Source organism: Peterkaempfera podocarpi, from assembly GCF_042466665.1.
GTDB lineage: Bacteria > Actinomycetota > Actinomycetes > Streptomycetales > Streptomycetaceae > Peterkaempfera > Peterkaempfera podocarpi.
Genome location: NZ_CP162102.1, coordinates 3,402,056 through 3,428,918, shown reverse-complemented (window position 1 = coordinate 3,428,918; position 26,863 = coordinate 3,402,056). Strand labels below are relative to the sequence as shown.

Genomic DNA, 26,863 nt, shown 5'->3' with positions numbered 1-26,863 from the left:
CAGCAGCTGCGGTATACCTGATGTACGCCGGTAGCGGGTGGTGCGACGATGGAGCTCATGGGGGACGGTGCAGGGCCGGTGAACGGCCACGGGCGTACGACGGCGGGCGGGGCGGGGGCCCTGCTCGGCCGACTTGCCGACACGCTCGCCGCCGTGTTCACGGACACCGCGGACGATCGACCCTCCGGTGCCCTCCCCGCCCAGCGCACCCGCACCGCCGGGCACTCCGGCGCCGACGCCCTGGTCCACATCCCGGGCCCCCGCGCAGTCCCGTTGCGCGCCCAGGCCCGGCCCCTGTCGGACCGCGTACCCGCGCTCCCCGACGACATCCGGGGCGATGCCCGGGCGGACCTGGAGGCCGGCGACGCCGGAGTCGACACCGGCACCGGATCCGATCCGGCCGCAAAGGCCGCCCGGCCCTCCGCCGACGGCTTCGAGGCCGCCCTGGCCGCCCGCGAGGAAGCAGCCCTGGAGTCCCGCTACCGGGAGGCCGCCGCAGCCGGTGACGCAGGCGCGGCCAGCCTGCTCGGCGCGCTGCTGCTGCGCCGCGGCGACCTGGACGACGCCGAGCCCCATCTGCGGCGGGCCTGCGGCGCGGGCCTGCGCGCGGCGGCCAACAACCTGGGCGTCCTGCTGCACCGGCGCGGCCGCAGGGAGGAGGCCGCCCAGTGGTGGCGGCAGGCCGCGGTCGCCGGAAGCGCCCCGGCCGCCCATGCGCTGGGCCTGCATCTGCGGGACCACGGAGACGAGTCCGGCGCCGAGTACTGGCTGCGCTCCGCCGCCGAGCAGGGCCACACCCTGGGCTGCTACGCCCTTGCCGATCTGCTGGAGCACCGCAGGGACGTCCGCGCCGAGCGGTGGTTCCGTGCCGCCGCCGAGTCGGGCCACCGCGAGGCGGCCTACCGCCTCGCCCGGATGCGGGAGGCGGCCGGCGACACCGAGACCGCGGAGGCCTGGTACCGCACCGCCGCGGCACGCAGCCACGCCCGGGCCGCGCTGCGGCTCGGAGTGCTGCTGGAGCAGCGCGGCGACCGCGCCGTCGCGGCCCGCTGGTACCGGCAGTCGGCGCAGAACGGTGAGCCGCGTGCCGCGTGTGCGCTGGGTTTCCTGCTGCACGACCAGGGGGACGCCGACGCAGCCGCCGACTGGTGGCGCGAGGCCGCGGAGGCAGGTGACGGCAATGCCGCCAACGCCCTCGGTGCACTGCACGCAAACCGTGGTGAGACGGCACCGGCCGAGCGCTGGTACCGCGCCGCGCTGGACGCCGGCGACCACAACGGGGCCTTCAACCTGGGTCTGCTCTGTGCGGCGACCGGTCGCGGGGCCCAGGCGGAGCAGTGGTACCGGCGGGCCGCCTACGCGGGCCACCGGGAGGCCTGCAACGCACTGGCCGTACTGCTGCTGCAGCGTGACGACCCGTCGGGTGCCGAGCCCTGGTTCTCCAAGGCCGCCGAGGCCGGCAGCGTCGATGCCGCCTTCAATCTGGGGATTCTGTACGCGGCCCGCGGTGAGCAGCACGAGGCCCAGGAGTGGTATGCCCGGGCGGCGGCGGAGGGGCACGGCGAGGCAGCACTGCAGTTGGCGGTCGCCAAGGAGCGGCGGGGCGATCTGGCCGCGGCGGTGCGGCGCTACCGGCAGGCCGCGGAGGGCGGCTCGGCCGAGGGCGCCTTCCGGCTGGGGTCGCTGCTGGACCGCCAGGGCGATTCTGACGCCGAGGCGGAGCACTGGTACGCGGTCGCGGCCGATGCAGGGCACGGGCGTGCGCAGGTACGGCTGGGCGTGCGTGCGGCCGAGCGCGGGGCGGTGGATGTCGCTGAGGGCTGGTACCGGCGGGCGGCGGAGGGCGGCAGCCGCAGTGCGGCCTTCAACCTGGGTCTGCTGCTGGCCAGGGAGGGTGCCGAGGCGGAGGCCATGCTCTGGTACGGCCGCGCGGCGGACGCGGGCCACGGCCGGGCGGCGCTGCGGCTGGCACTGATCGCGGTCCGCCGCAGTGAGATCGTGCAGGCCCGCAACTGGTGCCTGCGGGCGGCGGAGTCCGGCCAGGCCGAGGTGGCCGAGCGGGCCGGGCGGTTGCTGGAGGCGCTGGACACCGAGCTCAGCGCCTGATCCCCGCGCGGACCGGGGGCGGATGCCGGGCCGGGTGTGCCGACCGCGACCGGGGCCGACGGGGGCGCAGTCGGGCCGGGTGCCGAGGTGCCCGGCCCGGAGTGCCGGATGGCGGTCTCAGCCCGTGGCGGCGGCGCAGGCCGGGCAGACCCCTCGGTAGGTGACCTCGACATCGGAGACCGTGAAGCCGAAGCGCTCGGCCGACGGCAGGGCCGCCAGCGGGTCGCCCACCGGATGGACATCGCGGATGGTGCCGCACCGTGAGCAGATCAGATGCTGGTGGGCGTGGTGGGCGTTGGGGTCGTAACGCTTGGCCCGGCCGTCGGTGCTGACCTCCAGCACCTCGCCGAGGCTCACCAGCTCGCCCAGGGTGTTGTAGACGGTGGCCCGGCTGATCTCGGGGAGCCGCTGTACGGCACGGGCGTGGACCTCGTCCGCGGTCAGATGGACATGGTCGCCGTCGAGCACCTCGGCGACGACCCTCCGCTGGGCGGTGAGCCGCCAGCTGCGGCTTCTCAGTCGTTCCAGCAGGTCACTCATGTGCCAAGAATATCAGGGGGTGTCCGGACCCGTAATCCGTCGCGACTTGGCTGAATTATCGACTTGGACTCTGTCCAATAAGACCCCCGGGGCTGTGGGCGGCATGCCGGTGCCCCTGGCGGTGCCGGGGGTGGCAGGTGGTGCGGCGGGCCCCGGAGCCGGGGTTGGAGCACCGGCCCGGGACCCGCGCCGTCCGGTGGGGCTGGTCAGGCGGGCACCGCCGTGGAGGAGCGCACCTCCTTCGTGTGGCCCCCGCGGATCCAGCAGCGCAGGATGTCGCGCACCGAGATGATGCCGATCACCTCGGTGCCGTCGAGCACCACCAGGTGCCGGAAGCCGCCGCGGACCATGGCGGACGCGGCCTGGTCCAGCGTCCACTCGGGGCCGGCGAAGACCACGTCCGTGGTCACATGGGCGTGGGCGGTCTCATGGTCGGGATTCTGGCCGCTGCCGAGCGCGTTGAGGATGTCCCGCTCGGTGAGGATGCCGACCCCGCAGGTGTCGGGGTCGAGGACGACGGCTGCGCCGATGCGGCGCCCGGACATCAGCCGGGCGGCGTGGCGGAGGGTGTGGGCGGGTCCGATGGTGAGCACCACCGAACTCATGGCGTCGCGGACGAGCACGTGCGGACCACCTCCTGGAGAGGGGGGCGGGCGAGCTCGAGAATCCGTTCACAAATTCACAAGCTCCGGAATTCTCATGTTCACATGCCCGCCCGCCGCTGACTAGGGGGTCGGTACCAAATCGGAAGTATCCGGCACGACGGGCGGCGCACGGTGCCAGCCGCACGCCACCGCGCGCATCTCACACGGCAAGCCGCGACAGCAGCTCCTCATGCAGGATGCCGTTGGACGCCGCCGCATCCGCGCCCCCGGGCCCGTCCACCCCGTCCAGCCCGGTGAAGCGCCCGCCCGCCTCCTGCACCACGATGCACGGCGCCGCCATGTCCCACAGCGAGAGCTCCGGCTCCGCGGCCATGTCCGCCGCGCCCTCGGCCACCATCATGTACGACCAGAAGTCGCCGTAAGCCCGGGTGCGCCAGCAGGCCCTGGTCAGATCCAGGAAGGGATCCAGCCGGCCGCGGTCCTCCCAGCCGGAGAGGGAGGAGTAGCAGAACGAGGCGTCCTCCACCCGGGACACCGAGGAGACATGGATCCGGCTCGCCCGGGTCAGATCGCGGCCGGTGTACGCACCCGCGCCGCGCGCCGCCCACCAGCGGCGGCCGAGGGCCGGCGCGGAGACGATGCCCACCACCGGCTGCTCACCGCCCGGGCCCAGCTCCATCAGCGAGATCAGGGTCGCCCACACCGGCACCCCGCGCACATAGTTCTTGGTGCCGTCGATGGGGTCGATCACCCAGCGGCGGGGCCCGGTGCCACGGCGTCCGAACTCCTCGCCCATCACGGCATCCCTCGGCCGGGCCCGCTGCAGCACACCGCTGACCAGCTCCTCCGTGGCCTTGTCTGCGTCGCTCACCGGCGTCAGGTCCGGCTTGGTCTCCACCTTCAGATCGAGCGCCTTGAAGCGCTCCAGGGTGACCGAGTCCGCCGAGTCGGCGAGGACATGGGCGAGACGGAGATCGTCGTGGTAGTCCGGCATGGGCCACACCGTAGCCGCTTTCTCCCGGGCTTGACCCGCCCCACGCCTGCCCGTGGGCCGATCGCAACCCACAAGGGTCCCGGTGTCCCGCGGGGCGGGCGGGAGATCCGCCGCCCGGGCCGGGCCGCGTGCCGCGCCGCCCGGACGCCGGGGCACGGCCCGCCGGATCGTGGGGCCCGGCCCGCGTCGCAGGGTGACTGGTGCCTCCCCTGGCAACGTTTGCCCTCCCCGTTTGCCCTCCCCCCAGCCTGGCGGCCGGGAGGTGCCCCCACGCCGCGGCGTCCGGTGTGTGCGATCGCAAGGCGGTCGGAAGCCCTTGTGCTGGGCCGTACCTGGACTTTCGGCCAACGCGGCGAGCGTGCGTGCCAGGCCTCGCGGCAGGGCAAAGGTTCGCGGGCGCGGCACTAGTGTGGGTCCATGGGACAGCGGACAGCGCGACCGGCCGACGACGGCGCGGCCGCCGCAGACATCTCCGACGCCGACCTGGTCGGTCTCTACGGACTGCTGCTGGACGGCTGGACCCGGACCGAGCACGTGGTGCGGGTCGACGCGGTGGCCGGGGTGGACCTGCCAGGCCCCTGGCTGGAGGTGTTGCTGAGACTGCTGCGCACCCCCGAGCGGAAGCTGCCGATGACCCGTCTGGCCCATGACGTCTCCCTCACCAGCGGCGGCTTCACCAAGCTGGCCGACCGGATGGCCGCAGCAGGACTGATAGACCGTCAGCCCTGTGCCACCGACCGCCGGATCACCTACAGCGTGCTCACCCCGCGCGGCGCCCGCCTTGCGGAGGAGGGCCAGCGCAGGCACGCCGCCCTGCTGCGCAGCCACTTCCTGGCCCCGCTGGGCGTCGAGCGGGCAGAGCAGCTGGGCGAGCTGATGCGGGTGCTCCGCGAGGCCAACCGCGGCCCCGAGCGGGAGTGAGCGCGCAACGCCCGGTCAGTGCGTCGACCCGCTGAGCTGCAGCCCGATCACCCCGGCCACCACCAGGCCGATCGAGACCAGTTTGAGGGTGCTGCCGGCCTCACCCAGCCAGATCATGCCGTAGGTGGCGGTCCCGGCCGCCCCGATACCGGTCCAGACCGCGTAGGCCGGACCGACCGGCAGATGCTTCAGCGACAGCGTCAGCAGGCCGAAGCTGGCCAGCGCGAAGCAGCAGAAGGCGACGGTGGGCCACAGGCGGGCAAAGCCGTTGCTGAGCTTGAGGCAGACGGCGAAGCCCGTCTCGAACAGGCCCGCGCAGACCACCAGCAGCCATGCCATGGACGAATCCCCCCAGCTCGGTTCCGGGCGTCGTCCGCCCGGCGATTCCCTTCCCCGCCCGGCGCGTTGGTCACACGCGGCCGGGAGCCGAAGTGATCACGATCGGGTCTCAGTGCCCGGAGCCGCTCAGCTGGAGCCCCACCACCCCGGCCACCACCAGGGTGATGGAGACCAGCTTCAGCGCCGAGGCGGACTCGCCGAGCCAGGTGATCCCGTACACCGCGGTGCCGGCCGCCCCGATGCCCGTCCAGACCGCATAGGCACTGCCCACGGGCAGATGCTTCAGCGCCAGTGTCAGCAGGCCGAAGCTGCCCAGCGCGAAGGAGGCGAAGGCGACGGTGGGCCACAGCCGGCTCAGGCCGTCGCTCAGTTTCAGGCAGACCGCGAACCCCGTCTCCAGCAGCCCGGCGCAGATCACCAGTGCCCATGCCATGGCTGTACTCCCTGCGGGCCGTCGGTTCTGTCCGCCCCATTCGATCAAGAAGGAGTGCCGCTCCGCATCCGGGAGGCGCCCGGTCGTGCCGCTGCCGTCACCAGGCGACGGCCGTGCTGCGCATATCGGTGTCGATCGAGGTGCCGCCCAGGAACCCGGCGCCGCCGTGGAGAGCAGATCGGCGAGGCGGGAGCGCGGCGGCAAGATGATCACACCGGCTGGGCCGGGATTCCAGGGCATCGCACCGCTCGGCCGGCAGGCCCGGCTCAGTCCCCCTCGCGGGCCTCCCGGGTCGCCAGCAGCCGGCGCAGCGAGTAGAGCCGCGCGGGGTCGGCCTTGCCGCTCTCCACCCAGGCGTCCAGTGCGCAGTCCTGCTCGTCGTGGCTGCAGGCCCGTGGGCAGCCCTCGGTGCCCGGCGCCAGGTCGGGGAAGGCATGGATCACCCGGGACGGGTCGACATGGGACAGCCCGAAGGAGCGGAAGCCGGGGGTGTCGATCACCCAGCCGGGCGCCGCAGCCCGTCGCGAGCCCGGCTTGACCCCGGGGGGTGCGGGCAGCCGCAGCGCCAGCGCCGAGGTGGTGGTGTGGCGGCCGCGGCCGGTGACCGCGTTGACCACGCCGGTGGCCCGCTGCCGGTCCGGGACCAGGGCGTTGACCAGCGTGGTCTTGCCGACCCCGGAGTGCCCGACGAAGACCGTCGACCGGCCTCGCAGATGGTCCCGCACCGCCTCGGACTCCTCGGGGCCGAGGTCGTCGCGCCGGGTCACCACATGCCGTACGCCCAGCGGGGCGTAGATCTCCAGCAGCGGATCGGCCGGCGCCAGATCGGACTTGGTGAGGATCAGCAGCGGCTCCATGCCTGCGTCGTACGCCGCCACCAGGCAGCGGTCGATCAGCCGGGGACGCGGTTCGGGGTCGGCCAGGGCGGTGACGATGGCCAGCTGGTCGGCGTTGGCGACGACCACCCGCTCATAGGGGTCGTCGTCGTCCGCGGTGCGGCGCAGCACCGAGGAGCGGTCCTCGACCCGGACGATCCGGGCGAGGCTGTCCGGCTCGCCCGACAGGTCGCCGACCAGGGCCACCATGTCGCCCACCACCACGCCCTTGCGGCCCAGCTCACGGGCCTTCATGGCGGTGACCGCGCGCTCCTGCCGGGTGCCGGCGTCGACCAGGCAGGTCAGCCGGCCCCGGTCGATGGTGAGGACCATCGCCTCGGCGGCGTCCTCGTGCTTGGGGCGGATACGGGTCCTGGGACGGGAGCCCCGGCGGCCGGGCCTGGCCCGGATGTCGTCCTCGTCGGCGTCCTTGCCGTAACGGCGCATGCGTGCTGTCAGGCCTTCGGGTGGATCGTGCGGTTCGTCATGGCGGATCTCCTGGGTCAGGCGGTGGCGGGGGTGGCCGGGTCGGCCAGCATGTCGGCCCACAGCCCCGGGAAGTCGGGCAGGGTCTTGGCGGTGGTGGCGACGTTCTCCACCAGGACGCCGGGGACGGTCAGGCCCACCACGGCCGCCGCGGTGGCCAGCCGGTGGTCCTCATAGGTGTGGAAGACGCCGCCGTGCAGGGGGCGCGGCCGGATCCGCAGGCCGTCCTCGGTCTCGTCGACTTCGCAGCCCAGCCCGCCCAGCTCCTTGGCCAGCGCGGCCAGCCGGTCGGTCTCGTGCATCCGCAGATGGGCGATGCCCCACAGGTGCGAGTCCGAGTCGGCCAGCGCGGCCACCGCCGCGATCACCGGGGCCAGTTCGCCGACATCGTGCAGATCGGCCTCGATACCGTGCACCCGGCCGGACCCGGTCAGCGTCAGACCCTCGTCGGCGAGCTCGCAGGAGCCGCCCATCAGGGTGAAGATCTCACGCAGCCGGTCGCCCGGCTGGGTGGTGTGCGCCGGCCAGTCGCGCACCGTGACGCGCCCACCGGTGACCAGCGCGGCGGCCAGGAACGGCGCGGCATTGGACGGTCGGGCTCCACCACCAGGTCCCGGCCGAGCAGGGCACCCGGGGTGACCCGCCAGACATCGGTCTCACCGCCGTCCTCCGGTGCGCTCACCTGGACACCGGCGGCCCGCAGCATCTCCACCGTCATCCGGATGTGCGGCAGGGACGGCAGCGGACCGCCCTGGTGCCGCACCTCCACACCCTGGTTGAAGCGGGCACCGGAGAGCAGCAGGGCGCTGACGAACTGGGAGGAGGACGAGGCGTCCACGGTGACCCTGCCCCCGTCCAGCGCCCCTGTGCCGGCCACGGTGAGCGGCAGCGCACCCCGGCCGCCGTCCTCGATCCGGGCGCCCAGCGCCCGCAGCGCGTCGATCACCCCGTGCAGCGGACGCTCATGGGAGCGGGGATCGCCGTCGAAGTCCACCGGGCCGTCGGCGAGTGCGGCCACCGGCGGCAGAAAGCGCATCACGGTGCCCGCGTTGCCCACGTCCACCCTCGCGGGGCCGTGCAGACCGGCCGGGATCACCCGCCAGGCGTCGCCGCCGCCGGTGCCGCCCGTGGAGCTGTTGACCGTGTCCTCGATGCCGACGCCCATCGCCCGCAGTGCCGCCGCCATCAGCAGGGTGTCGCGGCTGCGCAGCGGCCGCCGGATCCAGCCGGGCTGGGCGGCCAGTGCGGCGAGCACCAGGGCGCGGTTGGTGACCGACTTGGAGCCGGGCACGGTGACGGTCGCGTCCACAGCTGCGGACGCGGTCGGGGCGGGCCAGAGGTCAGCGGTCATGGCGCCAGCCTAGAGGGTTCCGGTCCGGCAGCCCCTGTCCTGGCCTCCGGGCGGGCGGCCGTACCAGCCACTCAGCGGCCGATCAGCCAGCTGCCCCCGGCCAGCAGACTGGCCAGCGCCGTCACCAGGAACAGCCCCACCCAGAGCACCGCGGCCACGCCGGTCAGCCGGGCCAGCTGATCCGCGTCGGAGTCCGGGGCGCCGCCGTGGCGGCGTTTCCGCTGCAGCTCCAGCACCGGCCGCACCCCGGCCAGCAGCAGGAACCACACCCCGAGATAGGCGAACACCGCCTGGGTCCGGTCGCCCGCGTACCAGGACACCAGCAGGAAGGCCGCGCCGGTGACCAGCACCGACAGCACTCCGAAGGCGTTGCGGATCATCACCAGCAGCCCGGCCAGCAGCACGATCGCGGTCCACAGCAGCGCGGTGATGTGCCCGGCGGCCAGCAGCGCGGCGCCCCCCAGGCCCAGCAGAGGCGGCGCCAGATAGCCGGCCGCCGCGGTGAGGATCATCCCGGTGCCGGAGGGCTTCCCGGAGGAGACGGTGAGGCCGGAGGTGTCCGAATGGAGCCGGATCCCGGACAGTCGCCGGCCGGTCAGCAGCGCGACCAGGCCGTGGCCGCCCTCGTGGGCGATGGTGACGATGTTGCGGCTCAGCCGCCACAGCGGGGCCGCGACCACCGCGACCAGCGCCACCGCGCCCGCCGCGAGGACCAGCCAGACCGGCGGGGCGGGCTGCGTGCCCAGGACCCGGTCCCAGGCGTCACCCAGGCCGTGTGCGTCCATCTCCACTGCGGTACCCCCGTCTCCTTGGCCGCCGTCCACCCGCCGGTGAACGGGCAGCTTCGCACGGGAGGACGGCGGGCGACCAGCCGCAGGTTCGCCCGGGCCGCCGCGTCCCGCGATCCGGCGGTTCCGCGGACGGGGTGTGCAGGGCGGGGCGACGCAGCGTGGCCTCCGGTGGAGGGCCCCAGGGGTTCTCCGGCTCATGTGGTGCCACTGCGGACAGAATGGGAGGGCGGAGTCCGCTGTGATGCCTGGGGAGAGGTGGTTGCTGCGATGTGCGGCCGATATGCGTCGAGCCGGAAACCGGAGGACCTGGTCGAGCTGTTCGAGGTGGAGAGGTGGGATCCCACCGAGACCCTCGAGGCCGACTGGAATGTGGCGCCCACCAAACCGGTGTGGGCCGTCCTCGACCGGCCGGTGAAGGAGGAGGGCCCGCAGCCGGTGCGGCAGCTGCATGTGCTGCGCTGGGGACTGGTGCCGTCCTGGTCGAAGTCGGCCGACACCGGGGTGAAGATGATCAATGCCCGGTCCGAGACCGTCCATGAGAAGCCGGCCTACCGCCGCGCCTTCGCCTCCCGCCGCTGCCTGCTGCCCGCCGACGGCTACTACGAGTGGTTCACCCCCGCGACGGCCCCGGACGGGCCCAGAGGCAGCTCCCGCAAGCAGCCGTTCTTCATCACCCCCGCCGATGGCTCGGTGATGGCCATGGCCGGACTCTACGAGTGGTGGCGCGACCGCTCACGGCCCGGCGACGACCCCGCCGCCTGGCTGTGCACCTGCACCGTGCTCACCACCGACGCCGAGGACGCGCTGGGCCGCATCCACCCCCGGATGCCGCTGCTGGTGGAGCCCGGCGGGTACGACGCCTGGCTGGACCCGGCCCGCAGCGACGCCGACGAGCTGCGCTCCCTGCTGGTGCCCCCGCTGGCCGGCCGGCTGGCCGCGCACCCGGTGTCATCGGCGGTGAACAATGTGCGCAACAACGGTCCCCGGCTGACCGAGCCCATTCCGGTGGAGGAGGCGCTGGGCGACGCCACGCTGTTCTGAGCCCAGGAGGACGCCCGGTGGAACAGAGGACCGTCACCACGCAGGCGGGTGATGCTCGCATCGGTTTCGCCAGGGCGGAGCGGCCGCTTGCGGTACTGGCGCTGGGCCATGGCGCCGGAGGCGGAGTGGAGGCCCGCGACCTGCAGGCGCTCGCCGCCGCGCTGCCACCGCTCGGGGTGACCGTCGCCCTGGTCGAGCAGCCCTGGCGGGTGGCCGGGCGGCGGGTGGCCCCCGCGCCCAGAACCCTCGACCTGGGCTGGCTGCCGGTCGCCGAGCAGCTGGCCGGCGAGGGGGTGCCGTTGCTGGTGGGGGGCCGCAGTGCCGGCGCGCGGGTGGCCTGCCGCACCGGAAGATCCAGCGGCGCCGCCGGAATCCTCGCGCTGGCGTTTCCCCTGCATCCCCCGGGGAAACCGGAGAAGAGCAGAGCGGAGGAGCTGACCGGGGCCGGACTTCCGGTCCTGGTCGTGCAGGGCCTGCGGGACGCCTTCGGACGGCCGGAGGAGTTCCCGCGGCTGCCCGCGGGCGCCGAGCTGGTCCCGGTGCCCGACGCCGACCACGGCTTCGCGGTGCCCAAGCGGGGCACCGTGACCCAGGAGGAGGCACTGGCCGTGGTCACCGGCGCGGTGGGCGACTGGGCACTGCGGACAGCTGCTGCGGCCCGGGAATGAAACGGGTTCCACAGGGGTTGTGTACACACGTCGGTACACACGTCGGTGGAAAGGCAGTGCCCATGGGCTCGATCGCTTGCCCCGAACGCCCCGAGGAGAAGGCGGGTGATCCCGCGGTCCTCTGGTCGGAGTGGGTCGTCGCGGGCGAGAAGACGCCGGGGCCGATATCCTCCGTTTCGGGTCGGACCATCGTGGGACGGCCGCGCAACGCCGAGGAGGTGGGTCCGGTCGCCGGGACCGAGGATGACACCGGGGCCGTGGAGCACGAGCACACGGACCGGGAGCTCACCGGAGAGGAGCTCGCCGACGCCATCGGCGAGGAGACCTTTCGTGCCTCTGCCGAGGAGTCGGAGGACACCCGCCGGGAGCGGTTCGAGCGCGACGCCCTGGGCTACCTGGACCAGATGTACTCGGCCGCGCTGCGGATGACCCGCAACCCCGCGGACGCCGAGGACCTGCTCCAGGAGACCTTCGCCAAGGCCTACGCCTCCTTCCACCAGTTCCGTGAGGGCACCAACCTCAAGGCGTGGCTGTACCGGATCCTCACCAACACCTTCATCAACTCCTACCGCAAGAAGCAGCGCGAGCCGCAGCGGACCGGCGCCGAGGAGATCGAGGACTGGCAGCTGGCGCGCGCCGAGTCGCACATGTCGACCGGCCTGCGCTCCGCGGAGGCCCAGGCGCTGGACCACCTCCCCGACAGCGATGTGAAGGAGGCCCTGCAGGCGATTCCGGAGGAGTTCCGCATCGCGGTCTATCTCGCGGACGTCGAGGGCTTTGCCTACAAGGAGATCGCCGACATCATGGGTACCCCCATCGGTACGGTGATGTCACGTCTCCACCGGGGCCGTCGCCAGCTGCGGGGGCTGCTCGAGGACTACGCGCGGGACCGGGGACTGGTCCCGGCCGGCAGTGGGGCGGGTGCGGGGGACGAGGGGAAAGGCTCGAGCACATGAGCTGCGGTAACCCGCACGAGACGGACTGCGGAGAGGTGCTCGACCACCTCTACGAGTATCTCGACAACGAGATGGACGAGGGCGACTGCGCCAAGCTGCGCGAGCACTTCGAGGAGTGCTCGCCCTGCCTGGAGAAGTACGGCCTGGAGGCGGCGATCAAGGCGCTGATCAAACGCTCCTGCGGTTGTGACGCGGCGCCGACCGACCTGCGCAGCAAGGTGCTGGCCCGGATCGACACCATCCGCTCGGCCCGCGCCGACACCGCCTATGTGGCGGCGGACACCGTCCAGGAGTAGGCGGGGCCGCCCCCCGCGGGCCCGTACGCGGGAACGCCGGCGGGACATCTGTACGGCACAGCGGCGGGGGCCGAAAGCGGCCCCCGCCGCGCTGTGTCACCCGATCGTGGGAATCCGGCTGCGCCGACCGCAGTAATGCGACGAGCCGCCCTTGCATCCGGCGCCCGCCCCCTATCCTCCGTGGCGGGCGGTCCGCCTCGCACCGGGACCGCCGTACCCGACCGGTACGGAGGGCGTCATCACAGCCGACCTGGCACAGCCCGGGCTCAGACCCGTGCTGCCCCCAGCCGCCAGAGCCTGCCTGGCGACCGTGGTGCCCGCGGCCGTGCCCTGCCTGCTCCCGCTGCTTCCCCAGCTCCAGCGGCACTCGCCGGTGGCCCAGTGGGCAGGCGCCGCCGTTCCCTGGTCCCGAGTCGGCGTCCTGGCCCTGCTCTACCTGGGCTGCGACCTGCTGGCCCGCGGCCCACGGCTGCGCCCCCGCCGCGACCCGGCCGCCGACCGGCCGGATCCAGGCGCCGGGACGGCGCTTGCCGCCGCCGGCGTGTTCCTCCCGGTCCTGCTGGCCGGCGCCCTGCTGCTGCCGCCGGCCGGCGCCGCACTGGCCGCCCTCCCCGGAGCGCTCCTCGGCCCGGTGGCACCTCCTCGCCGCACCCGCAGGCTGTGGAACTCCGCCCAGCTGGCCCTTGCGGCCTTCGCCGCCGCGACGGCCTTCCGGCTGCTGGACGGGCCCCCGCTGCTGCTGGGTGCCCGCTTCCCCGGTGCGCTGCTCCCCGCACTGGCGGCCGCCGCCGTCTTCTGCCTGGCCAACGGCGTCCTGCTGGGTCTGATCACGGTGCTCGCCGACCGCGGGGCACACCCGGCCGGGGTCCTGCGGGCGGTACTGCTGCCCAGCGTCGTCCCCTGCCTGGTGCACGGCGCGGTCGCGCTGATGATGGCGGCCCTGTGGCAGGGCCCCTACGGCGCCTTCGCGGCCGTACTGGCGCTGCTGCCGCTCTCCGTCTCCTGCTGGGTCCACGCCGAGTACCGCCGCGAGCAGGCGGCGCACCGCGCCACCGTGCAGGCGCTGGTGCAGGCGGTGGAGATCAAGGACGAGTACACCCGGGGCCACAGCGAGCGGGTCGGCCGTGCCTCGGTGCTGATCGCCCAGGAGATCGGCATGGCCGAGGAACGCCTGCACTCACTGCGGTTCGCCGGCATTCTGCACGATGTGGGCAAGCTCGGCGTGCCCACCCCGCTGCTGCGCAAGAACGGCCCGCTCACCCCCGAGGAGCGGCGCGCCGTGGAGCTGCACCCGGAGTACGGCCATGAGATGGTGCGCGGCATCGGCTTCCTCGGGGAGGCACGTGCGGGCATCCTGCACCACCATGAGCGGGTGGACGGCCGCGGCTACCCGCATGGCCTCGCAGGGGACCGGATCCCGGAGTTCGCCCGGGTCATCGCGGTCGCCGACGCCTTTGACTCCATGACCTCCACCCGCTCCTACCGCCGGGGACGGCCCGTCCCCGAGGCCGTCGCCGAGCTGAGGCGCTGCGCCGGGACCCAGTTCGACCCCCGGATGGTGCAGGCCCTGGTCGGCGCGGTGGACCGGTACGGCTGGCAGCCCGCCGAACCACCGCCCGGCGGCTATGCCGGGGAGGTGCCGGACATCCCCCTCGGCGTCCCCGACCCCGTCCGTCCGGCGGCTGCCACGCCTCCGCCTCCTCCTCCGCCGCCACCGACATCCCCCGACCCCGACCCCGCCCAGGCGGCGGCACCCGACCCCGCCCCCGGGCCCCTCTCCCCGGAGTCCCGGTGAGCGCCCCGCCGCCCCGGGCGCCGCAGCCCCCCGCCCGCCGCCGGACCCCCGTACCGCTCGGCGGACCGCGCACCGCGGTCACCGCCGTGCACATCGCGGCGGCTGCCGTGCTGCTGGTCTCGGCCGCGGGGACGGTCGTCGCGGGGGTCTCCGAGATCCGGGTCGCCCTGGCCTTCGGCGCCCTGATCGCGGTCGGCGAGGCGGTGCGGGTCACCCTGCCGGGCGACCGGGAGCAGGCCCCGATCAGCGATGCCGGAGCACTCGCCTATGCCCTCCTGGGGCCGCTGCGGGGCCTGCCCACGGGGCACGGGGTGCTCCAGGTGGTCGCCGTCAGCGGTGCCGCCGGGCTGCTCGGCCTGGGCCTGAACACCCTCCGGGGCAGGGCCCCCGACCCCGATGTGCTCGCCCGCCGGATCATCACCATCTGCTTTGCCGCCGTCTGCTTCCAGCCGCTGTACAACTCCGGTGCGCTGGACCGCCTCGCCACCCACGGAGCCCAGTACGGACTGGTCCTCGCCGCTGTCGCGGCACTGGCCGCGCTCTGCGACGTGGTGCTTGCCGCGGTGCTGCACCGGGCCCGTACCGGCCGTCGTTTCGGACCTGCGCTCCGCGACGAGCTGCGCGCCCTGCTGGGCATCGGCACCGCCATCGGCGCGACCGGCCTGGTGATCAGCCTGGGGGCCGGTGAGATCGGCCTCTGGGCGCTGCCGGTGTTCTCCGCACCGCTGGCGCTCACCCAGCTGTCCTTCCGGCGGCACAGCGCCACCTGGGACACCCACCGCCAGTCCGTCGCCTCGCTGGCCCGCGCCACCGAGGTGGCCGGGTACACCCTCCCCGGGCACACCCGCCGGGTGGCTGCGCTCTCCCGCGCCATCGGCCGCCGGCTGGGCATGGGGGAGCGGGAGCTGCTGCTGCTGGAGTCGGCCGCGCTGATGCACGACATCGGGCAGCTCTCACTGGTGGAGCCCGTCCCGGGCGGCGCCACCGCGCTGCTGCCGGCCGCCGAGCAGCGCCGGATCGCCCGGCTGGGCAGCGAGGTCATCCGGCAGGCCGGGGTCCCCCCGGAGGTGGCGGACTGCGTCCGCAGGCAGGCCGAGCCCTATCGGTGCCCGGACGGCAGCCGGGACCCCGGGCTTCCTGCGGCGTCCCGGATCATCCGGGCCGCCAACGCCTACGACGACCTCTGCGACGACCGGGGCCTGGCCAGGCGGCTGGAGGTGCTGGAACAGCTGCGGCTGGACACCGCGCGGGAGTACGACCCGAGGGTGGTGGAGGCCCTTGCCCAGGTGTCGGCGGGCTGCCGCGGGCAGCGAACCGGGCGGTAACCGAGGCCTGCCGCCGTGCGCGTGGTTGGATGCGGCGACAGGGTGGGAGGAGGACCACGGGGCCGCGCGGCCCCGGCAGAGGCATCGGGAGCGAGGAATCGGGCAAGGAGCCGTCATGAGCGAGCGGATCGAGGCGGAACTGGTGGCCAGCGTCCGGGAGATCAGGGTCTCCGAGGGCGATCTGGTGCGGGCCGGCGACGCGGTGGTCATCCTGGAGGCGAGCAAGCTGGAGATCCCGGTGCTGGCCGGGACCTCGGGCACGGTGTCCGAGATCGACGTGGCGCCGGGCGACGCGGTCGAGGAGGGCGATCTGCTGGCCGTTATCGCGTAGCGCCGCGCGCCCGCCCGCCGTACTGTGCGGGCGGTACGGCGGACACGACACGGGAGAGCAGCAGTTCGGGACTACGGCGGCGAACGGGCCGGCCGTGAGGACATCGGCAGGGACGACGTGAGGATCTTCCACCGGGCGAGGCACCGGCCTTCCGCCACCTGGCGGCAGACGACCGACCGGGCTTTCACGCTCATCGGCAACGGCCGCTACGAGGACGCGGGCGCCCTGCTGGTGATGGCCGCCGATCTGGAGCCCTGGCTCTCCGACTCCTGGTACAACCTCGCCCTGCTGCACAAGTTCCGCCGGGACTGGGAGCAGGCGCGCGCCGCCGGTCTGCGCGCGGTGGCCCTGCTGGACCGCGAGCAGGGCGCCCCCGACTGGTGGAATCTCGGCATAGCGGCCACCGCCCTGCAGGACTGGCCGCTGGCCCGCCGCTCCTGGCAGGCGTACGGCCTCAGGGTCCCCTCGGGCGAGGGGCCGGTGCGGCTGGACTTCGGCACCACCCCGGTCAGGCTCTCCCCCGAGGGGGAGTCCGAGGTGGTCTGGGGCCGCCGGCTGGACCCCGCGCGGGTCGAGGTGCTGTCCATCCCGCTGCCCTCCTCAGGCCGCCGCTGGGGCGAGGTGGTGCTGCACGACGGCGCCCCGCACGGGGAGCGGGTCGCCGACGGGGTCGCCTATCCGGTCTTCGACGAGATCGAACTCTGGGCGCCCTCGCCCGTGCCCACCCATGTGGTGCTGCTCCAGGCCGCCACCGAGCCCGACCGGGATGCCCTGGAACGGCTGGTCTCCGACGCCGGCTACGCCGCCGAGGACTGGACGTCCTCGGTCCGGCTGCTCTGCCGGGCCTGCTCCGAGAGCCGGATGGACACCGACGACGGCAGCAGCGAGCACCATGATCCGCACGATGACGGAGACGCCGCGCACCCCGGGCACCTCAGCCATCTCAGCCACCGCGGCGAGGGGCTCTCCTGGATCGCCGAGCGGGAGTGCGGTATCGCGGCCCCCGCCGATCTGGTGCGGCCCCTGCTGGAGCGCTGGGTCGCGGCCGGACCGGGCACCCGGGCCTTCCGCGACCTGGAAGAGGTCTGCTGAACCCGGACGGCGGAGCCGGGCGCCGGAGCCGGACGCCCGAGTAAGGGGCGCAGCCCGGGTCCGCACCCGTACCCTTGGACCGCAGGGTTTTTTTTGTCACGTCCAGGAAGGCGAAGCGGAACAGCGATGGCGGAGCAGCACGAGCACCAGACCGTGACCGACAGCCCGGCGGAGCCGCTGAGGGTGGTCGGCGAGGAGCCGGACACCTCCCGGGGAACGGTCCAGCCCATCACCGTGGTGGGGAACCCGGTGCTGCACCGCGCCTGCCGTACCGTCACCGAGTTCGACTCCACCCTGGCCGAGCTGGTGGACGACATGTTCGTCTCCATGTACGCGGCCGAGGGCGTGGGCCTGGCCGCCAACCAGATCGGCGTGGACGCCCGGGTCTTCGTCTACGACTGCCCCGACGACGAGGGCGTCCGGCACATCGGCCACATCGTCAACCCGGTACTGGAGGAGCTCCACGCCTCCCACCGCCAGCTCGACGAGTCCCCCGAGGGCTGCCTCTCCGTCCCCGGGGCCTATGCGGACCTGGCCCGTCCCGACTACGCCGCGGTCATCGGCAGCGACAAGGACGGCAACAAGATCCGCGTCGAGGGCAGCGGCTTCTTCGCCCGCTGCCTCCAGCACGAGACCGACCACCTGGGCGGCTACCTCTACATCGACCGCCTCTCCAAGCGGGACCGCAAGGACGCGCTGCGGCAGATGGCCGAGTCCACCCCCAAGTACCAGACCGTCCCCAACGACTGAACCACCCCGCCGCAGACGGCAGTCGACGCATCGTCACAGCCGTTTCCGCAGCCGGATCCATGGCCCGGCCGGGCAGGCCCCCTCCGCCTGCCCGGCCGGGCCACGGGTGTCTCAGAAGTCGTCGTCGAAGGAGACCGAGCCCTCCACGGCGACCTGGTAGGCGGAGACCCGGCGCTCGAAGAAGTTGGTCAGCTCCTGGACGTTCTGCAGCTCCATGAAGCCGAAGGGGTTGCCGGAGCCGTAGCGGGCCGGCAGGCCCAGCCGGGCCAGACGCTGGTCGGCGACGCACTCCAGGTACTGGCGCATGGAGTCGGTGTTCATCCCGGGCAGGCCGTCGCCGCACAGATCGCGGGCGAACTGCAGCTCGGCCTCCACCGCCTGCTCCAGCATGGCGGTGACCTGGCGGCCCATCTCCTCGTCGAAGAGGTCGGGCTCCTCCGCGCGGACGGTGTCCACCACCGAGAAGGCGAAGTCCATGTGCATGGACTCGTCGCGGAACACCCAGTTGGTGCCGGTGGCCAGGCCGTGCAGCAGGCCCCGGCTGCGGAACCAGTAGACATAGGCGAAGGCGCCGTAGAAGAACAGCCCCTCGATACAGGCGGCGAAGCAGATCAGGTTGAGCAGGAACCGGCGGCGGTCCTCCTTGGTCTCCAGCCGGTCGGTCTTCTCGACCCCCGTCTCTCCGTCCAGCGCAGCCATCCAGCGGAAGCAGAACTGCGCCTTCTCCCGGATGGAGGGGATGTTCTCGACCGCGGCGAAGGCCGCCGCCCGGTCCTCCGGATCGGGCAGGTAGGTGTCCAGCAGGGTCAGATAGAACTGGACGTGGACGGCCTCCTCGAAGAGCTGTCGGGAGAGGTAGAGCCGCGCCTCGGGCGAGTTGATGTGCTTGTAGAGGGTCAGCACCAGGTTGTTGGCGACGATCGAGTCGCCGGTGGCGAAGAAGGCGACCAGCCGGCCCAGCAGGTGCCGCTCTCCGTCGCTGAGCTTGGCGAGGTCGGCGACGTCCGAGTGCAGGTCCACCTCCTCCACGGTCCAGGTGTTCTTGATGGCGTCGCGGTACCGGTCGTAGAAGTCCGGGTAGCGCATCGGCCGCAGGGTGAGTTCAAAACCCGGGTCGAGCAGGTTCTTGGCGGCGGTGGTCACTGGCAGGCCTCGCAGGACTCGGGGTTCTCCAGGGAGCAGGCGATGGCGGCGGACTGCTCCTCGCTGACGGCGGGGGCGGGGATGTTCACGGCTGGGGGCGCGCCGGCCGCCTGGGCGATCCGGGTCGCGGGGCGGGAGCGCAGGTAGTAGGTGGTCTTCAGGCCGACCTTCCAGGCGTACGCGTACATCGAGCTGAGCTTGCCGATGGTGGGCGCGGCCATGAAGAGGTTGAGCGACTGGCTCTGGTCCAGGTACGGCATGCGGGCCGCGGCCAGGTCGATCAGCGAGCGCTGCGGCAGCTCCCAGGCGGTGCGGTAGAGCGACGTGAGGTCCGCCGACAGGCCCGGGATCTCCTGCGCCGAGCCGTTGGCCTCACGCAGTGCGTCGCGGGTCGCGGCGGTCCACAGCCCCCGCGCCTTCAGGTCGTTGACCAGGTACGGGTTGACCTGGAGGAACTCGCCCGACAGGGTCTCGCGCTTGAAGAGGTTGGAGACCTGCGGCTCGATGCACTCGTAGACGCCCGCGATCGAGGCGATGGTCGCGGTCGGGGCGATCGCCAGCAGCAGCGAGTTGCGCAGCCCGGTCTCGGCGACCCGGCTCCGCAGCGCCTCCCAGCGCTCCGGCCACCCCGGCGCGGTGGCGAAGTGGTCGATGTGGAGCTGACCGCGGGCCGCCCGGGTCTCCTCGTACGCGTCGTGCCGGCCGAGTCGCTCGGCGAGCTCGCACGAGGTCTCGTAGGCGGCCAGCATGATCCGCTCGGAGATCAGCGTGGAGAGCCGCTTGGCCTCGGGGGAGTCGAAGGGCAGCCGCAGCCGGAAGAAGACGTCCTGCAGGCCCATCACGCCCAGACCCACCGGCCGCCAGCGGGAGTTGGAGGCGGTGGCCTCGGGGGTCGGGTAGTAGTTGATGTCCACCACCCGGTCGAGGAAGGTCACGGCGGTGCGGACGGTGGCGTCCAGCCGCTCCCAGTCCAGCTCGCCGGTGGGCAGCAGGTGCGCGGCCAGGTTGACCGAGCCCAGGTTGCACACCGCGGTCTCGGAGTCGTCGGTGACCTCCAGGATCTCGGTGCAGAGGTTGGAGGAGTGGACGGTGCGGCCGGGGAGCGCGGTCTGGTTGGCGGCGCGGTTGGAGGCGTCCTTGAAGGTCATCCAGCCGTTGCCGGTCTGCGCCAGGGTGCGCATCATCCGGGCGTAGAGGGTGCGGGCGGGGATGGAGCGCAGGGCCTTTCCGGACTGCTCGGCCTTGGTGTACGCGGCGTCGAAGTCGGCGCCCCACAGGTCCACCAGCTCGGGGACGTCCGCGGGCGAGAAGAGCGACCAGTCGGCGTCGGCCTCCACCCGGCGCATGAACTCGTCCGGGATCCAGTGGGCGAGGTTGAGGTTGTGGGTGCGGCGGGCCTCCTCGCCGGTGGAGTCGCGCAGCTCCAGGAACTCCTCGATGTCGGCGTGCCAGGTCTCCAGGTAGACACAGGCGGCGCCCTTGCGCCGGCCGCCCTGGTTGACCGCGGCCACGGAGGAGTCCAGGGTGCGCAGGAAGGGCACGATGCCGTTGGAGCGGCCGTTGGTGCCGCGGATCAGCGAGCCCCTGGAGCGGATCCGGCTGTAGGAGAGGCCGATGCCGCCGGCGTGCTTGGAGAGCCGGGCGATCTGGGTGTAGCGCTGGTAGATGGAGTCCAGCTCGTCCAGCGGGGAGTCCAGCAGATAGCAGGAGGACATCTGCGGGTGGCGGGTGCCGGAGTTGAAGAGGGTGGGGGAGGAGGGCAGGTACTCCAGCCGGCTCATCAGCCGGTAGAGCTCCGCCACCTCGGCCACCGACTGCGCACTGCTGCCGACCGCCAGACCGCAGGCGACGCGCAGCAGGAAGTGCTGCGGAGTCTCGATCACCCGGCGGGTGACCGGGTGGCGCAGCAGATAGCGGGACTGGACGGTGCGCAGCCCGAAGTACTCGAAGCGGTCGTCGCCGCGGGGCCCCGCCGCGCCGAAGGCGGGCGAGGAAGGGAGCTCGATCAGGGCGTCCAGCGCATCGGCGTGGCGGGCGACGAAGTCTGCGGTGGTGTCGCCGATCAGCCCTTCCCGGTGTCCGACGGCGATGGAGGCGGCGAAGCACACCGCGCCCTCGCCGATGGCCTCGTCGGCGATCTCCCTGGCCAGCAGCCGGGCCGCCAGCCGGGAGTACTGCGGGTCCTCGGCGATCAGGGCGGCGGCGGCCTCCACGGCGAGGGAGCGCAGCTCGGCGAAGTCCGAGCCGGAGTGGCGTCCGCGCAGCGCGGCGGCGGCGACCCGGCCGGGGTCCACCTCCGGCAGGTCCGCGCTGCTGTCGGTGAGGACACGCAGCAGGGCGGTGCCGGGTTCGTCGTGCTCCAGGTCGGCTGAGGCGGGGTTGGTCACGGGTGCTCTCTCCTCGCGGCGGTCGGACCACCGGGCCGCAGGGGAGGGGCGCGCGCACCGGGGCACACGCCGGTGCGTCCCCGGCCCACCCGCGAGGCCCGGACGTACGGCGCCCGGTGGCGTATGCAGGGGCACGCCGGACGCACCGTCGGCAGGCACTCGGACTCACGGGCAGGTAGCCCGCACACCGCTGCGGGGCAGTCCCGGATTCCCACCGGGTTCCCCTGCGTCGACAGCGGACTGAGCATACATCTAGTGGCAGGTTCGGCAAGGAGCCCCACATGTTGTGCGTGGCGGCTCTGCGGGCGGCCGCCGGCGCAGGGAAAACGCCTTGCCCGGACGGCTCGGCAGACCCCAGGATCTGCCCATGACCACCATGACCGCTCCGCTGCCGACGACCGCCACCACCCGACCGGTGCACGGCCGACAGCAGCCGGGCCGACCGTGGAGGCCGGCTCCCGCGCGGTCATGACGGCCGCCCTGGTCGCGGGGCTCCTCGCGGGCTACGGCATCGCCGTGCCCGTGGGAGCGGTCGCGGCCTATCTGGTGGCCCTCACCGCCCGGACGTCCCTGCGGATCGGCGCCTTCGCCGCGCTCGGCGTCGCCACGGCCGACGGCCTCTATGCACTGGTCGCCGCGTTCGGGGGTGCGGCACTCACCCCGCTGATCCGGCCGGTGATGGTTCCGCTGCGCTGGGGTTCGGCAGTGGTGCTGCTGCTCCTGGCGGTCCGTGGGGCGGTCGCGGGTGTCGGCCGGTACCGCGGCCGCGGTGGGGCGGCCGCGGTCGAGGGGACGCCGCAGGGGCCCGGGCGGGCCTATCTCGGGCTGCTGGGGATGACCCTCATGAACCCCGCCACCGTGATCTACTTCACGGCGCTGGTGCTGGGGAGCCGTACCTCGGGGGCGCCGGACCGCCTGGAGCAGGCCGTGTTCATCGCTGCCGCCTTTGCCGCGTCGGCCAGTTGGCAACTGCTGCTGGCCGGCGGTGGGGCACTGCTCGGCCGTGTCCTGACCGGCAGCCGCGGGCAGCTGGCCACCGCGGTGGCCTCCAGCGTCCTGATCACCGTGCTGGCGCTGAGGCTGCTGGTGGCGCAGGCGTGGTGACGATGCCTCAGATCTGTGCGGCGAACACCTGGAGCTGAACCTCGGGGACGGGGGACCAGTCGCGGTCCGGGGTGTGGCGGAAGCCGAGCCGCTCGTACAGCCGGTGGGCGGAGTGCATGCTCCGTTGGGTGGAGAAGGCCATCCGGGGCAGTCCGTGGGCCCGGGCCCTGGCCATGGCGGCCCGGACCAGGGCCTCTCCGGCGCCGCGGCCGCGGGCCTCGGGGGCGACCGCCAGCATCCGTATCTCGGCCTCGTCCTCCCGGGCCACCTCGGCCCAGGGGGTGCCCGGGAGTGCGAAGGTCACGCAGCCGAGGAGTGTGCCTTCGCCGCTGTCGTCGACCGCGACGAGAAGTTCGGCCTCAGCGGCGCGGGTGCGGGCGTCGAGCAGGCGCCGGGCGTAGTCGCCGTCGGCTGAGGTGTGGCCGTCCCCGATGAAGGCATCGGCTGTGATGTGCCCTGCCCGGTCCAGCTCTTCCGGGCGTGCGGCCCGTACGACGATGTCCATGCGCCCAGTGTGCCGGAGGGGTGTTCGCCTGCGTACGGGTCCCTGGGGTAGCCGCCGGGACGGTGCCCGCCGACCACGCGGTGCTGCCTGGCGTCCAGGCCGACGAGCAGTCCGAGGAGGCCGAAGCCGCCCGCGGCCGCGAGGATTGCGAGTGCGGTTTCCATGCCTTGACTCTCGCATTTGGATGCAGCCGCAACGAGTGGCAGTAATGCCACTCTTGCGCGAATTACTGCCAGGCGGCAGTCTGGGGACATGCTGAAGAACGTGGTGGCCATCGTGCTGGAGGAGGCCCACCCCTTTGAACTGGGCGTGGCCTGCGAGGTCTTCGGCCTGGACCGCAGCGACCAGGGGCTGCCGGTGTACGACTTCGCGGTCGTCTCCGACAAGCCGGGCCCGGTCCGCACCCATGCCGGGTTCAGCATCGACATCCCGCACGGGCCCGAGCGGATCGCCGAGGCCGACCTGGTGATCTCGGTCGCCTCGGGGCTCCGCGGCGACTACCCGCCCGCGCTGCTGCACGCCCTGCGCCAAGCGGTGGAGCGCGGGGCCCGGGTGCTCTCCATCTGCTCGGGCACCTTCCTGCTGGGCGCCGCCGGACTGCTGGACGGCCGCCGCTGCACCACCCACTGGCGCTATCTGGACACACTCGCCGAGCGGTTTCCGCTGGCGACCCTGGAACCCGATGTGCTCTATGTGGACGAGGGCCAGGTGGTCACCTCGGCCGGTACCGCCGCGGGCATCGACGCCTGTCTGCACATCGTCCGCCAGGAGCAGGGCAGCGAGGTGGCCCTGGCCATCGCCCGCCGTATGGTGGTCGCCCCGCACCGGGACGGCGGCCAGGCCCAGTATGTCGAGCGGCCGCTGCCGGAGGCCGAGGGGGACTCGCTGGCCGAGCTGCTGGACTGGATGCGGCGCAACCTCGACCGGGAGGCGACGGTGCAGCAACTGGCGGCCCGGGTCCATATGTCGCCGCGCACCTTCGCCCGCCGCTTCCAGCAGGAGACCGGCACCACCCCGCACCGCTGGCTGGTGGGCCAACGGGTGCTGCACGCCCAGCGGATGCTGGAGTCGACGGACGAGACGGTGGACGCCATCGCCGCGGCCACCGGCTTCGGCAATGCGGCGGGGATGCGGCACCACTTCGGCAAGTGGCTCGGCACCACTCCGCAGGCCTACCGCCGCACCTTTCGCGCCCCGGTCGGCTGACCCCGGGTGAGCCGCCCGGCGGACGGCCCGTCCCGCCGGGTCGGGTGACGGCCTCCGGCGGTGCGCCGCGGACCGCGTGGCACGAAGTGCGGTTCCGGCTAGGGCAGATGGGTGGTGTCGTTCCACAGGGTGCGGTGGAGACGGCCGCCGTGCAGCCGCCACTCGCTCAGCGAGGCATTCCGCACCCGGCCGTCGGCGGCGTGGGCGGCCAGCATTCCGGGCTCGTCCAGGTCCTCCAGGACGTAGCGCAGCATCAGCACCACCGCGTCATGGCAGACCACCAGCACCCGCCGTCCGGCCTCCCGCTCGGCCAGGTCGGCCAGCAGGCTGCGCAGCCGCAGCGCCACATCGGCGCAGGACTCGCCGCCGGGGGGCCGGTAGTAGAGCTCGCCCAGGCGCCTCCGGCGGGCCGCCTCGGCGGGATGGCGGGCCTCGATACCGGCGGCGGGGAGCATCTCCAGTACGCCCAGCTCCCGGTCGCGCAGCCGTTCGTCGATCCGCAGCGGCAGATCCCCGCCGAGCGCGGCCAGCAGAGGCTCGGCGCTCTGCCGGGCGCGGTCGTAGGGCGAGCACCAGATGCTCTGCGGCTGCTCCTCCGGCGGTGCGAGGGCCAGCCGGCGGGCCAGCGCCCGGCACTGCTCGCGGCCCCGTGCGGTGAGGGGGATGTCGGCGTCCCGGGAGGTGATGGGCACGTCGGTGGCCCCGGCCGCCTCCGCCTCCTCGAACACGGCGTTGGCCGTGGACTCGCCGTGCCGTACCGCGAGCAGCGCGGCCGGCAGCCGCTCAAGGTGTCCCATCCCGCCGTCCCCCTCCGTGTCGACGCAGACGACCGCCGCCCCCAGTCTCCCGGAGGCGGCGGCCGATGTGCAGGTCCAGGGCTCAGCCTGCCGGGGCGACCAGCGGCTTCTCCTCCGCCACGCCGGGCTCGCCGGCCTCGGCGGTGTAGTCGGCCTTGGTCGTCTCGTCGGCTCCCTCGGGCGCCTTGGCGGCCCGCAGCACCAGCGTGAGCACCACCGCCACAACCAGGTTGAGCACAAAGGCGGTGAGGCCGATGTACCCGATCTGGCCGACCACCGGGATCTCGGCGGAGCTGCCGCCGAAGTGCTTGGTGGTGGGGGCGGCGATCCCGTAGGCCTTCCAGGTGCCGTAGACCATGCCCACGGCCCAGCCGGCCAGCAGCGCCCAGCGGTGGAACCACCGGGTGAACAGGCCGCCGACGATGGAGACGAAGGTCTGCAGGATCCAGATGCCGCCCAGCAGCTGCAGGTTGATCGCGAACTGCTTGTCCATGCCGAGGACAAAGATCAGCGCGCCGACCTTGACCACCAGGGAGACCAGCTTGGAGACCCTGGTCTCCTGCGCGGGGGTGGCGTCCGGCTTGATGAAGTCCTTGTAGACGTTGCGGGTGAAGAGGTTGGCCGCGGCGATCGACATGATCGCGGCCGGTACCAGGGCGCCGATGCCGATGGCGGCGAAGGCCACCCCGGTGAACCAGTCCGGGAACATGTCCTCGAAGAGCTGGGGCACCGCGAGCTGGGCGTTGAAGCCGGTGACGCCCTTGCCGACGCCGGCCGCGATGGCCATGAAGCCCAGCAGCGCCAGGAAGCCCAGCATCAGCGAGTAGGCCGGCAGGATCGCGGTGTTGCGGCGGACCGTGTCACGGGACTTGGAGGCCAGCACTCCGGTGACCGAGTGCGGGTACATGAAGAGCGCCATCGCGGAGCCCAGCGCCAGCGTGGCGTAACCCCACTGCGCCTGCGGCCCGCTGATCAGCGAGCCCAGCGGTTTGCCGGTCGCCGGGTTGACGGTGGCGAACTTCTGCCCGGCGGCGTCGAAGATGTGGCCGTAGCCGCCCAGCCGCATCGGGATGTAGATCGCCGCGACGATGATCACCAGATAGATCAGGGTGTCCTTGACGAAGGCGATCAGCGCGGGGGCCCGCAGTCCCGAGGAGTAGGTGTAGGCCGCCAGGACGGCGAACGCGAGGAAGAGCGGCAGGTCCTTGACGAACCAGTTGCTGCTGTTGCCGCCGCCCACGCCGAGCACGTCCAGCACCGCCTGGATGCCCACCAGCTGGAGGGCGATGTACGGCATGGTGGCCAGGATGCCGGTGAGCGCCACCGCCAGCGACAGCCCCTTGGAGCCGTAGCGGCCGCGGACGAAGTCGGCCGGGGTGACATAGCCGTGGCGGTGCGAGACCGACCACAGCCGCGGCAGGAACATGAACACCAGCGGGTAGGCGATGATCGTGTACGGGACCGCGAAGAAGCCGGCCGCGCCCGCGCCGTAGAGGACCGCGGGGACGGCCACGAAGGTGTACGCGGTGTAGAGGTCGCCGCCGAGCAGGAACCAGGTGATCCAGGTGCCGAAGCTGCGGCCGCCCAGGCCCCACTCGTCCAGGTGCAGGGCGTTGTCGGCCTTGCGCCAGCGTGCGGCCAGGAAGCCCATCACGGTGACCGCGGCGAAGAAGAGGATGAAGATGACCAGTGCGGGGGTGTTGACGCCGTCCTTCACTGCCCCTCACCTCCCTTGAGGGCCTTGCGCTGCCGGTCCTCGCGGCGCATCAGCAGATAGGCGGTGATCGTGAGCGCCGCCGAGATGGGCACCCACAGCAGCTGGTACCAGTAGAAGAACGGCACTCCGCCGAGCTTCGGCCCGGTCTTGGCGTACGAGGCCACCCAGAGGGTGGCAACGAACGGCGCCAGCAGGCAGATTGCGGCCACCACGCGTGCGGGGGTGACGATCGGCAGGCGGCCCGGCGGTGCCTGGGCCTCCGTTGTCTCGGTCATGAGCGGCTCCGGCGTCGGGAGCACCCGCGGCGCC

Annotated in this window: 26 protein-coding genes, 1 pseudogene and 1 riboswitch; of the genes and pseudogenes, 13 read left to right on the top strand and 14 right to left on the bottom strand. The window is 73.1% G+C overall.

The window, feature by feature from the left end; all coding sequences use genetic code 11:
• The first annotated feature begins 57 nt into the window (after positions 1 to 57).
• A complete protein-coding gene (locus AB0761_RS14910; RefSeq protein WP_377269485.1) occupies positions 58 to 2,106 on the top strand; it encodes a tetratricopeptide repeat protein in 2,049 nt (682 codons plus the stop codon).
• Positions 2,107 to 2,223: 117 nt separating this feature from the next.
• Here the strand turns inward: AB0761_RS14910 and AB0761_RS14905 are convergent, their stop codons facing one another.
• The 3 genes from AB0761_RS14905 to hisN form a co-directional block, all read right to left on the bottom strand.
• Positions 2,224 to 2,646 carry a Fur family transcriptional regulator gene (locus tag AB0761_RS14905; RefSeq protein WP_377269484.1) on the bottom strand — a complete coding sequence of 141 codons (423 nt, stop codon included), beginning with the start codon at positions 2,644 to 2,646 and terminating at the stop codon, positions 2,224 to 2,226.
• 206 nt (positions 2,647 to 2,852) lie between these two features.
• Entirely contained in the window at positions 2,853 to 3,269 is a 417-nt protein-coding gene (locus tag AB0761_RS14900) for a cyclic nucleotide-binding/CBS domain-containing protein (protein WP_377269482.1), read from the bottom strand.
• 181 nt (positions 3,270 to 3,450) lie between these two features.
• Positions 3,451 to 4,245, bottom strand: a complete 795-nt coding sequence (gene hisN / locus AB0761_RS14895) for a histidinol-phosphatase (protein WP_377269481.1) — start codon at positions 4,243 to 4,245, stop codon at positions 3,451 to 3,453.
• Positions 4,246 to 4,662: 417 nt separating this feature from the next.
• Here hisN and AB0761_RS14890 point away from each other — a divergent pair, with 417 nt between their 5' ends.
• The gene (locus tag AB0761_RS14890) at positions 4,663 to 5,166 is read left to right on the top strand and encodes a MarR family winged helix-turn-helix transcriptional regulator (protein ID WP_377269480.1); all 504 of its coding nucleotides are present in this window, start codon (positions 4,663 to 4,665) and stop codon (positions 5,164 to 5,166) included.
• Positions 5,167 to 5,181: 15 nt separating this feature from the next.
• Here the strand turns inward: AB0761_RS14890 and AB0761_RS14885 are convergent, their stop codons facing one another.
• The 5 genes and pseudogenes from AB0761_RS14885 to AB0761_RS14865 all read right to left on the bottom strand — a co-directional run bounded on the left by AB0761_RS14885 (position 5,182) and on the right by AB0761_RS14865 (position 9,435).
• Positions 5,182 to 5,505 carry a DMT family transporter gene (locus tag AB0761_RS14885; RefSeq protein ID WP_377269479.1) on the bottom strand — a complete coding sequence of 108 codons (324 nt, stop codon included), beginning with the start codon at positions 5,503 to 5,505 and terminating at the stop codon, positions 5,182 to 5,184.
• 109 nt (positions 5,506 to 5,614) lie between these two features.
• The gene (locus AB0761_RS14880) at positions 5,615 to 5,938 is read right to left on the bottom strand and encodes a DMT family transporter (RefSeq protein ID WP_377269478.1); all 324 of its coding nucleotides are present in this window, start codon (positions 5,936 to 5,938) and stop codon (positions 5,615 to 5,617) included.
• Positions 5,939 to 6,204: 266 nt separating this feature from the next.
• Positions 6,205 to 7,260: a ribosome small subunit-dependent GTPase A gene (rsgA, locus tag AB0761_RS14875; RefSeq protein WP_377269477.1), complete on the bottom strand. Its 1,056-nt coding sequence runs from the start codon at positions 7,258 to 7,260 to the stop codon at positions 6,205 to 6,207.
• Between the two features lie 56 nt (positions 7,261 to 7,316).
• A pseudogene (aroA, locus tag AB0761_RS14870) lies at positions 7,317 to 8,650 on the bottom strand (3-phosphoshikimate 1-carboxyvinyltransferase).
• 71 nt (positions 8,651 to 8,721) lie between these two features.
• The gene (locus AB0761_RS14865; RefSeq protein ID WP_377269476.1) at positions 8,722 to 9,435 is read right to left on the bottom strand and encodes a M50 family metallopeptidase; all 714 of its coding nucleotides are present in this window, start codon (positions 9,433 to 9,435) and stop codon (positions 8,722 to 8,724) included.
• A 273-nt stretch (positions 9,436 to 9,708) separates the two neighbouring features.
• Here AB0761_RS14865 and AB0761_RS14860 point away from each other — a divergent pair, with 273 nt between their 5' ends.
• The 9 genes from AB0761_RS14860 (at position 9,709) to def (ending at position 17,695) form a co-directional block, all read left to right on the top strand.
• Positions 9,709 to 10,482, top strand: a complete 774-nt coding sequence (locus tag AB0761_RS14860; protein WP_377269475.1) for an SOS response-associated peptidase — start codon at positions 9,709 to 9,711, stop codon at positions 10,480 to 10,482.
• A gap of 17 nt (positions 10,483 to 10,499) precedes the next feature.
• On the top strand, positions 10,500 to 11,150 hold the full coding sequence (locus AB0761_RS14855; RefSeq protein ID WP_377269473.1) for an alpha/beta family hydrolase: 651 nt from the start codon (positions 10,500 to 10,502) through the stop codon (positions 11,148 to 11,150).
• A gap of 218 nt (positions 11,151 to 11,368) precedes the next feature.
• Positions 11,369 to 12,106 carry a sigma-70 family RNA polymerase sigma factor gene (locus AB0761_RS14850; RefSeq protein WP_377274105.1) on the top strand — a complete coding sequence of 246 codons (738 nt, stop codon included), beginning with the start codon at positions 11,369 to 11,371 and terminating at the stop codon, positions 12,104 to 12,106.
• Positions 12,103 to 12,402 (top strand): mycothiol system anti-sigma-R factor, encoded by a 300-nt coding sequence (gene rsrA / locus AB0761_RS14845; protein WP_377269472.1) that lies wholly within the window; start codon positions 12,103 to 12,105, stop codon positions 12,400 to 12,402. Before AB0761_RS14850 ends, rsrA begins: the two co-directional genes overlap by 4 nt.
• A 274-nt stretch (positions 12,403 to 12,676) precedes the next feature.
• Positions 12,677 to 14,197, top strand: coding sequence for an HD-GYP domain-containing protein (locus AB0761_RS14840; RefSeq protein WP_377269471.1), 1,521 nt, complete (start codon positions 12,677 to 12,679; stop codon positions 14,195 to 14,197).
• Positions 14,194 to 15,522, top strand: a complete 1,329-nt coding sequence (locus tag AB0761_RS14835) for an HD-GYP domain-containing protein (RefSeq protein ID WP_377269470.1) — start codon at positions 14,194 to 14,196, stop codon at positions 15,520 to 15,522. The genes AB0761_RS14840 and AB0761_RS14835 overlap by 4 nt, the downstream gene beginning before the upstream one ends.
• 115 nt (positions 15,523 to 15,637) lie before the next feature.
• Positions 15,638 to 15,853, top strand: a complete 216-nt coding sequence (locus tag AB0761_RS14830) for a biotin/lipoyl-binding carrier protein (RefSeq protein WP_377269469.1) — start codon at positions 15,638 to 15,640, stop codon at positions 15,851 to 15,853.
• A gap of 117 nt (positions 15,854 to 15,970) precedes the next feature.
• On the top strand, positions 15,971 to 16,945 hold the full coding sequence (locus AB0761_RS14825; protein WP_377269468.1) for a tetratricopeptide repeat protein: 975 nt from the start codon (positions 15,971 to 15,973) through the stop codon (positions 16,943 to 16,945).
• Between the two features lie 126 nt (positions 16,946 to 17,071).
• Positions 17,072 to 17,695 (top strand): peptide deformylase, encoded by a 624-nt coding sequence (def, locus tag AB0761_RS14820; protein ID WP_377269467.1) that lies wholly within the window; start codon positions 17,072 to 17,074, stop codon positions 17,693 to 17,695.
• Between the two features lie 111 nt (positions 17,696 to 17,806).
• Here def and AB0761_RS14815 read toward each other — a convergent pair whose 3' ends face one another.
• Together AB0761_RS14815 and AB0761_RS14810 are read right to left on the bottom strand one after the other, a co-directional pair.
• Complete coding sequence (locus AB0761_RS14815; protein WP_377274103.1) at positions 17,807 to 18,781, bottom strand: ribonucleotide-diphosphate reductase subunit beta; 975 nt, start codon at positions 18,779 to 18,781, stop codon at positions 17,807 to 17,809.
• Positions 18,782 to 18,834: 53 nt separating this feature from the next.
• Positions 18,835 to 21,225, bottom strand: a complete 2,391-nt coding sequence (locus tag AB0761_RS14810; RefSeq protein WP_377269466.1) for a ribonucleoside-diphosphate reductase subunit alpha — start codon at positions 21,223 to 21,225, stop codon at positions 18,835 to 18,837.
• 132 nt (positions 21,226 to 21,357) lie between these two features.
• A riboswitch (cobalamin riboswitch) is annotated at positions 21,358 to 21,481 on the bottom strand.
• Positions 21,482 to 21,693: 212 nt separating this feature from the next.
• Between AB0761_RS14810 and AB0761_RS14805 the strand changes: the two genes are divergently transcribed.
• Positions 21,694 to 22,329, top strand: a complete 636-nt coding sequence (locus tag AB0761_RS14805) for a LysE family transporter (RefSeq protein WP_377269464.1) — start codon at positions 21,694 to 21,696, stop codon at positions 22,327 to 22,329.
• Positions 22,330 to 22,336: 7 nt separating this feature from the next.
• Here the strand turns inward: AB0761_RS14805 and AB0761_RS14800 are convergent, their stop codons facing one another.
• Positions 22,337 to 22,834 carry a GNAT family N-acetyltransferase gene (locus tag AB0761_RS14800; RefSeq protein ID WP_377269463.1) on the bottom strand — a complete coding sequence of 166 codons (498 nt, stop codon included), beginning with the start codon at positions 22,832 to 22,834 and terminating at the stop codon, positions 22,337 to 22,339.
• A gap of 252 nt (positions 22,835 to 23,086) precedes the next feature.
• On the opposite strand from AB0761_RS14800, the gene AB0761_RS14795 reads away from it, so the two are divergent.
• On the top strand, positions 23,087 to 24,040 hold the full coding sequence (locus tag AB0761_RS14795) for a helix-turn-helix domain-containing protein (protein ID WP_377269462.1): 954 nt from the start codon (positions 23,087 to 23,089) through the stop codon (positions 24,038 to 24,040).
• Positions 24,041 to 24,138: 98 nt separating this feature from the next.
• Here the strand turns inward: AB0761_RS14795 and AB0761_RS14790 are convergent, their stop codons facing one another.
• The 3 genes from AB0761_RS14790 to AB0761_RS14780 all read right to left on the bottom strand — a co-directional run bounded on the left by AB0761_RS14790 (position 24,139) and on the right by AB0761_RS14780 (position 26,829).
• Complete coding sequence (locus AB0761_RS14790) at positions 24,139 to 24,837, bottom strand: histidine phosphatase family protein (RefSeq protein ID WP_377269461.1); 699 nt, start codon at positions 24,835 to 24,837, stop codon at positions 24,139 to 24,141.
• Positions 24,838 to 24,919: 82 nt separating this feature from the next.
• The gene (gene mctP, locus AB0761_RS14785; RefSeq protein WP_377269460.1) at positions 24,920 to 26,554 is read right to left on the bottom strand and encodes a monocarboxylate uptake permease MctP; all 1,635 of its coding nucleotides are present in this window, start codon (positions 26,552 to 26,554) and stop codon (positions 24,920 to 24,922) included.
• Positions 26,551 to 26,829: a DUF3311 domain-containing protein gene (locus AB0761_RS14780; RefSeq protein WP_377269459.1), complete on the bottom strand. Its 279-nt coding sequence runs from the start codon at positions 26,827 to 26,829 to the stop codon at positions 26,551 to 26,553. Before AB0761_RS14780 ends, mctP begins: the two co-directional genes overlap by 4 nt.
• Positions 26,830 to 26,863 lie beyond the last annotated feature (34 nt).

Coding starts and splice junctions, on each gene's coding strand:
- AB0761_RS14910 (WP_377269485.1), top strand. CDS start 58: ATGGGGGACGGTGCAGGGCCGGTGAACGGCCACGGGCGTACGACGGCG.
- AB0761_RS14905 (WP_377269484.1), bottom strand. CDS start 2,646: ATGAGTGACCTGCTGGAACGACTGAGAAGCCGCAGCTGGCGGCTCACC.
- hisN (WP_377269481.1), bottom strand. CDS start 4,245: ATGCCGGACTACCACGACGATCTCCGTCTCGCCCATGTCCTCGCCGAC.
- AB0761_RS14890 (WP_377269480.1), top strand. CDS start 4,663: ATGGGACAGCGGACAGCGCGACCGGCCGACGACGGCGCGGCCGCCGCA.
- AB0761_RS14885 (WP_377269479.1), bottom strand. CDS start 5,505: ATGGCATGGCTGCTGGTGGTCTGCGCGGGCCTGTTCGAGACGGGCTTC.
- AB0761_RS14880 (WP_377269478.1), bottom strand. CDS start 5,938: ATGGCATGGGCACTGGTGATCTGCGCCGGGCTGCTGGAGACGGGGTTC.
- rsgA (WP_377269477.1), bottom strand. CDS start 7,260: ATGCGCCGTTACGGCAAGGACGCCGACGAGGACGACATCCGGGCCAGG.
- AB0761_RS14865 (WP_377269476.1), bottom strand. CDS start 9,435: ATGGACGCACACGGCCTGGGTGACGCCTGGGACCGGGTCCTGGGCACG.
- AB0761_RS14860 (WP_377269475.1), top strand. CDS start 9,709: ATGTGCGGCCGATATGCGTCGAGCCGGAAACCGGAGGACCTGGTCGAG.
- rsrA (WP_377269472.1), top strand. CDS start 12,103: ATGAGCTGCGGTAACCCGCACGAGACGGACTGCGGAGAGGTGCTCGAC.
- AB0761_RS14830 (WP_377269469.1), top strand. CDS start 15,638: ATGAGCGAGCGGATCGAGGCGGAACTGGTGGCCAGCGTCCGGGAGATC.
- def (WP_377269467.1), top strand. CDS start 17,072: ATGGCGGAGCAGCACGAGCACCAGACCGTGACCGACAGCCCGGCGGAG.
- AB0761_RS14815 (WP_377274103.1), bottom strand. CDS start 18,781: ATGCGCTACCCGGACTTCTACGACCGGTACCGCGACGCCATCAAGAAC.
- AB0761_RS14805 (WP_377269464.1), top strand. CDS start 21,694: ATGACGGCCGCCCTGGTCGCGGGGCTCCTCGCGGGCTACGGCATCGCC.
- AB0761_RS14800 (WP_377269463.1), bottom strand. CDS start 22,834: ATGGACATCGTCGTACGGGCCGCACGCCCGGAAGAGCTGGACCGGGCA.
- AB0761_RS14795 (WP_377269462.1), top strand. CDS start 23,087: ATGCTGAAGAACGTGGTGGCCATCGTGCTGGAGGAGGCCCACCCCTTT.
- AB0761_RS14790 (WP_377269461.1), bottom strand. CDS start 24,837: ATGGGACACCTTGAGCGGCTGCCGGCCGCGCTGCTCGCGGTACGGCAC.
- AB0761_RS14780 (WP_377269459.1), bottom strand. CDS start 26,829: ATGACCGAGACAACGGAGGCCCAGGCACCGCCGGGCCGCCTGCCGATC.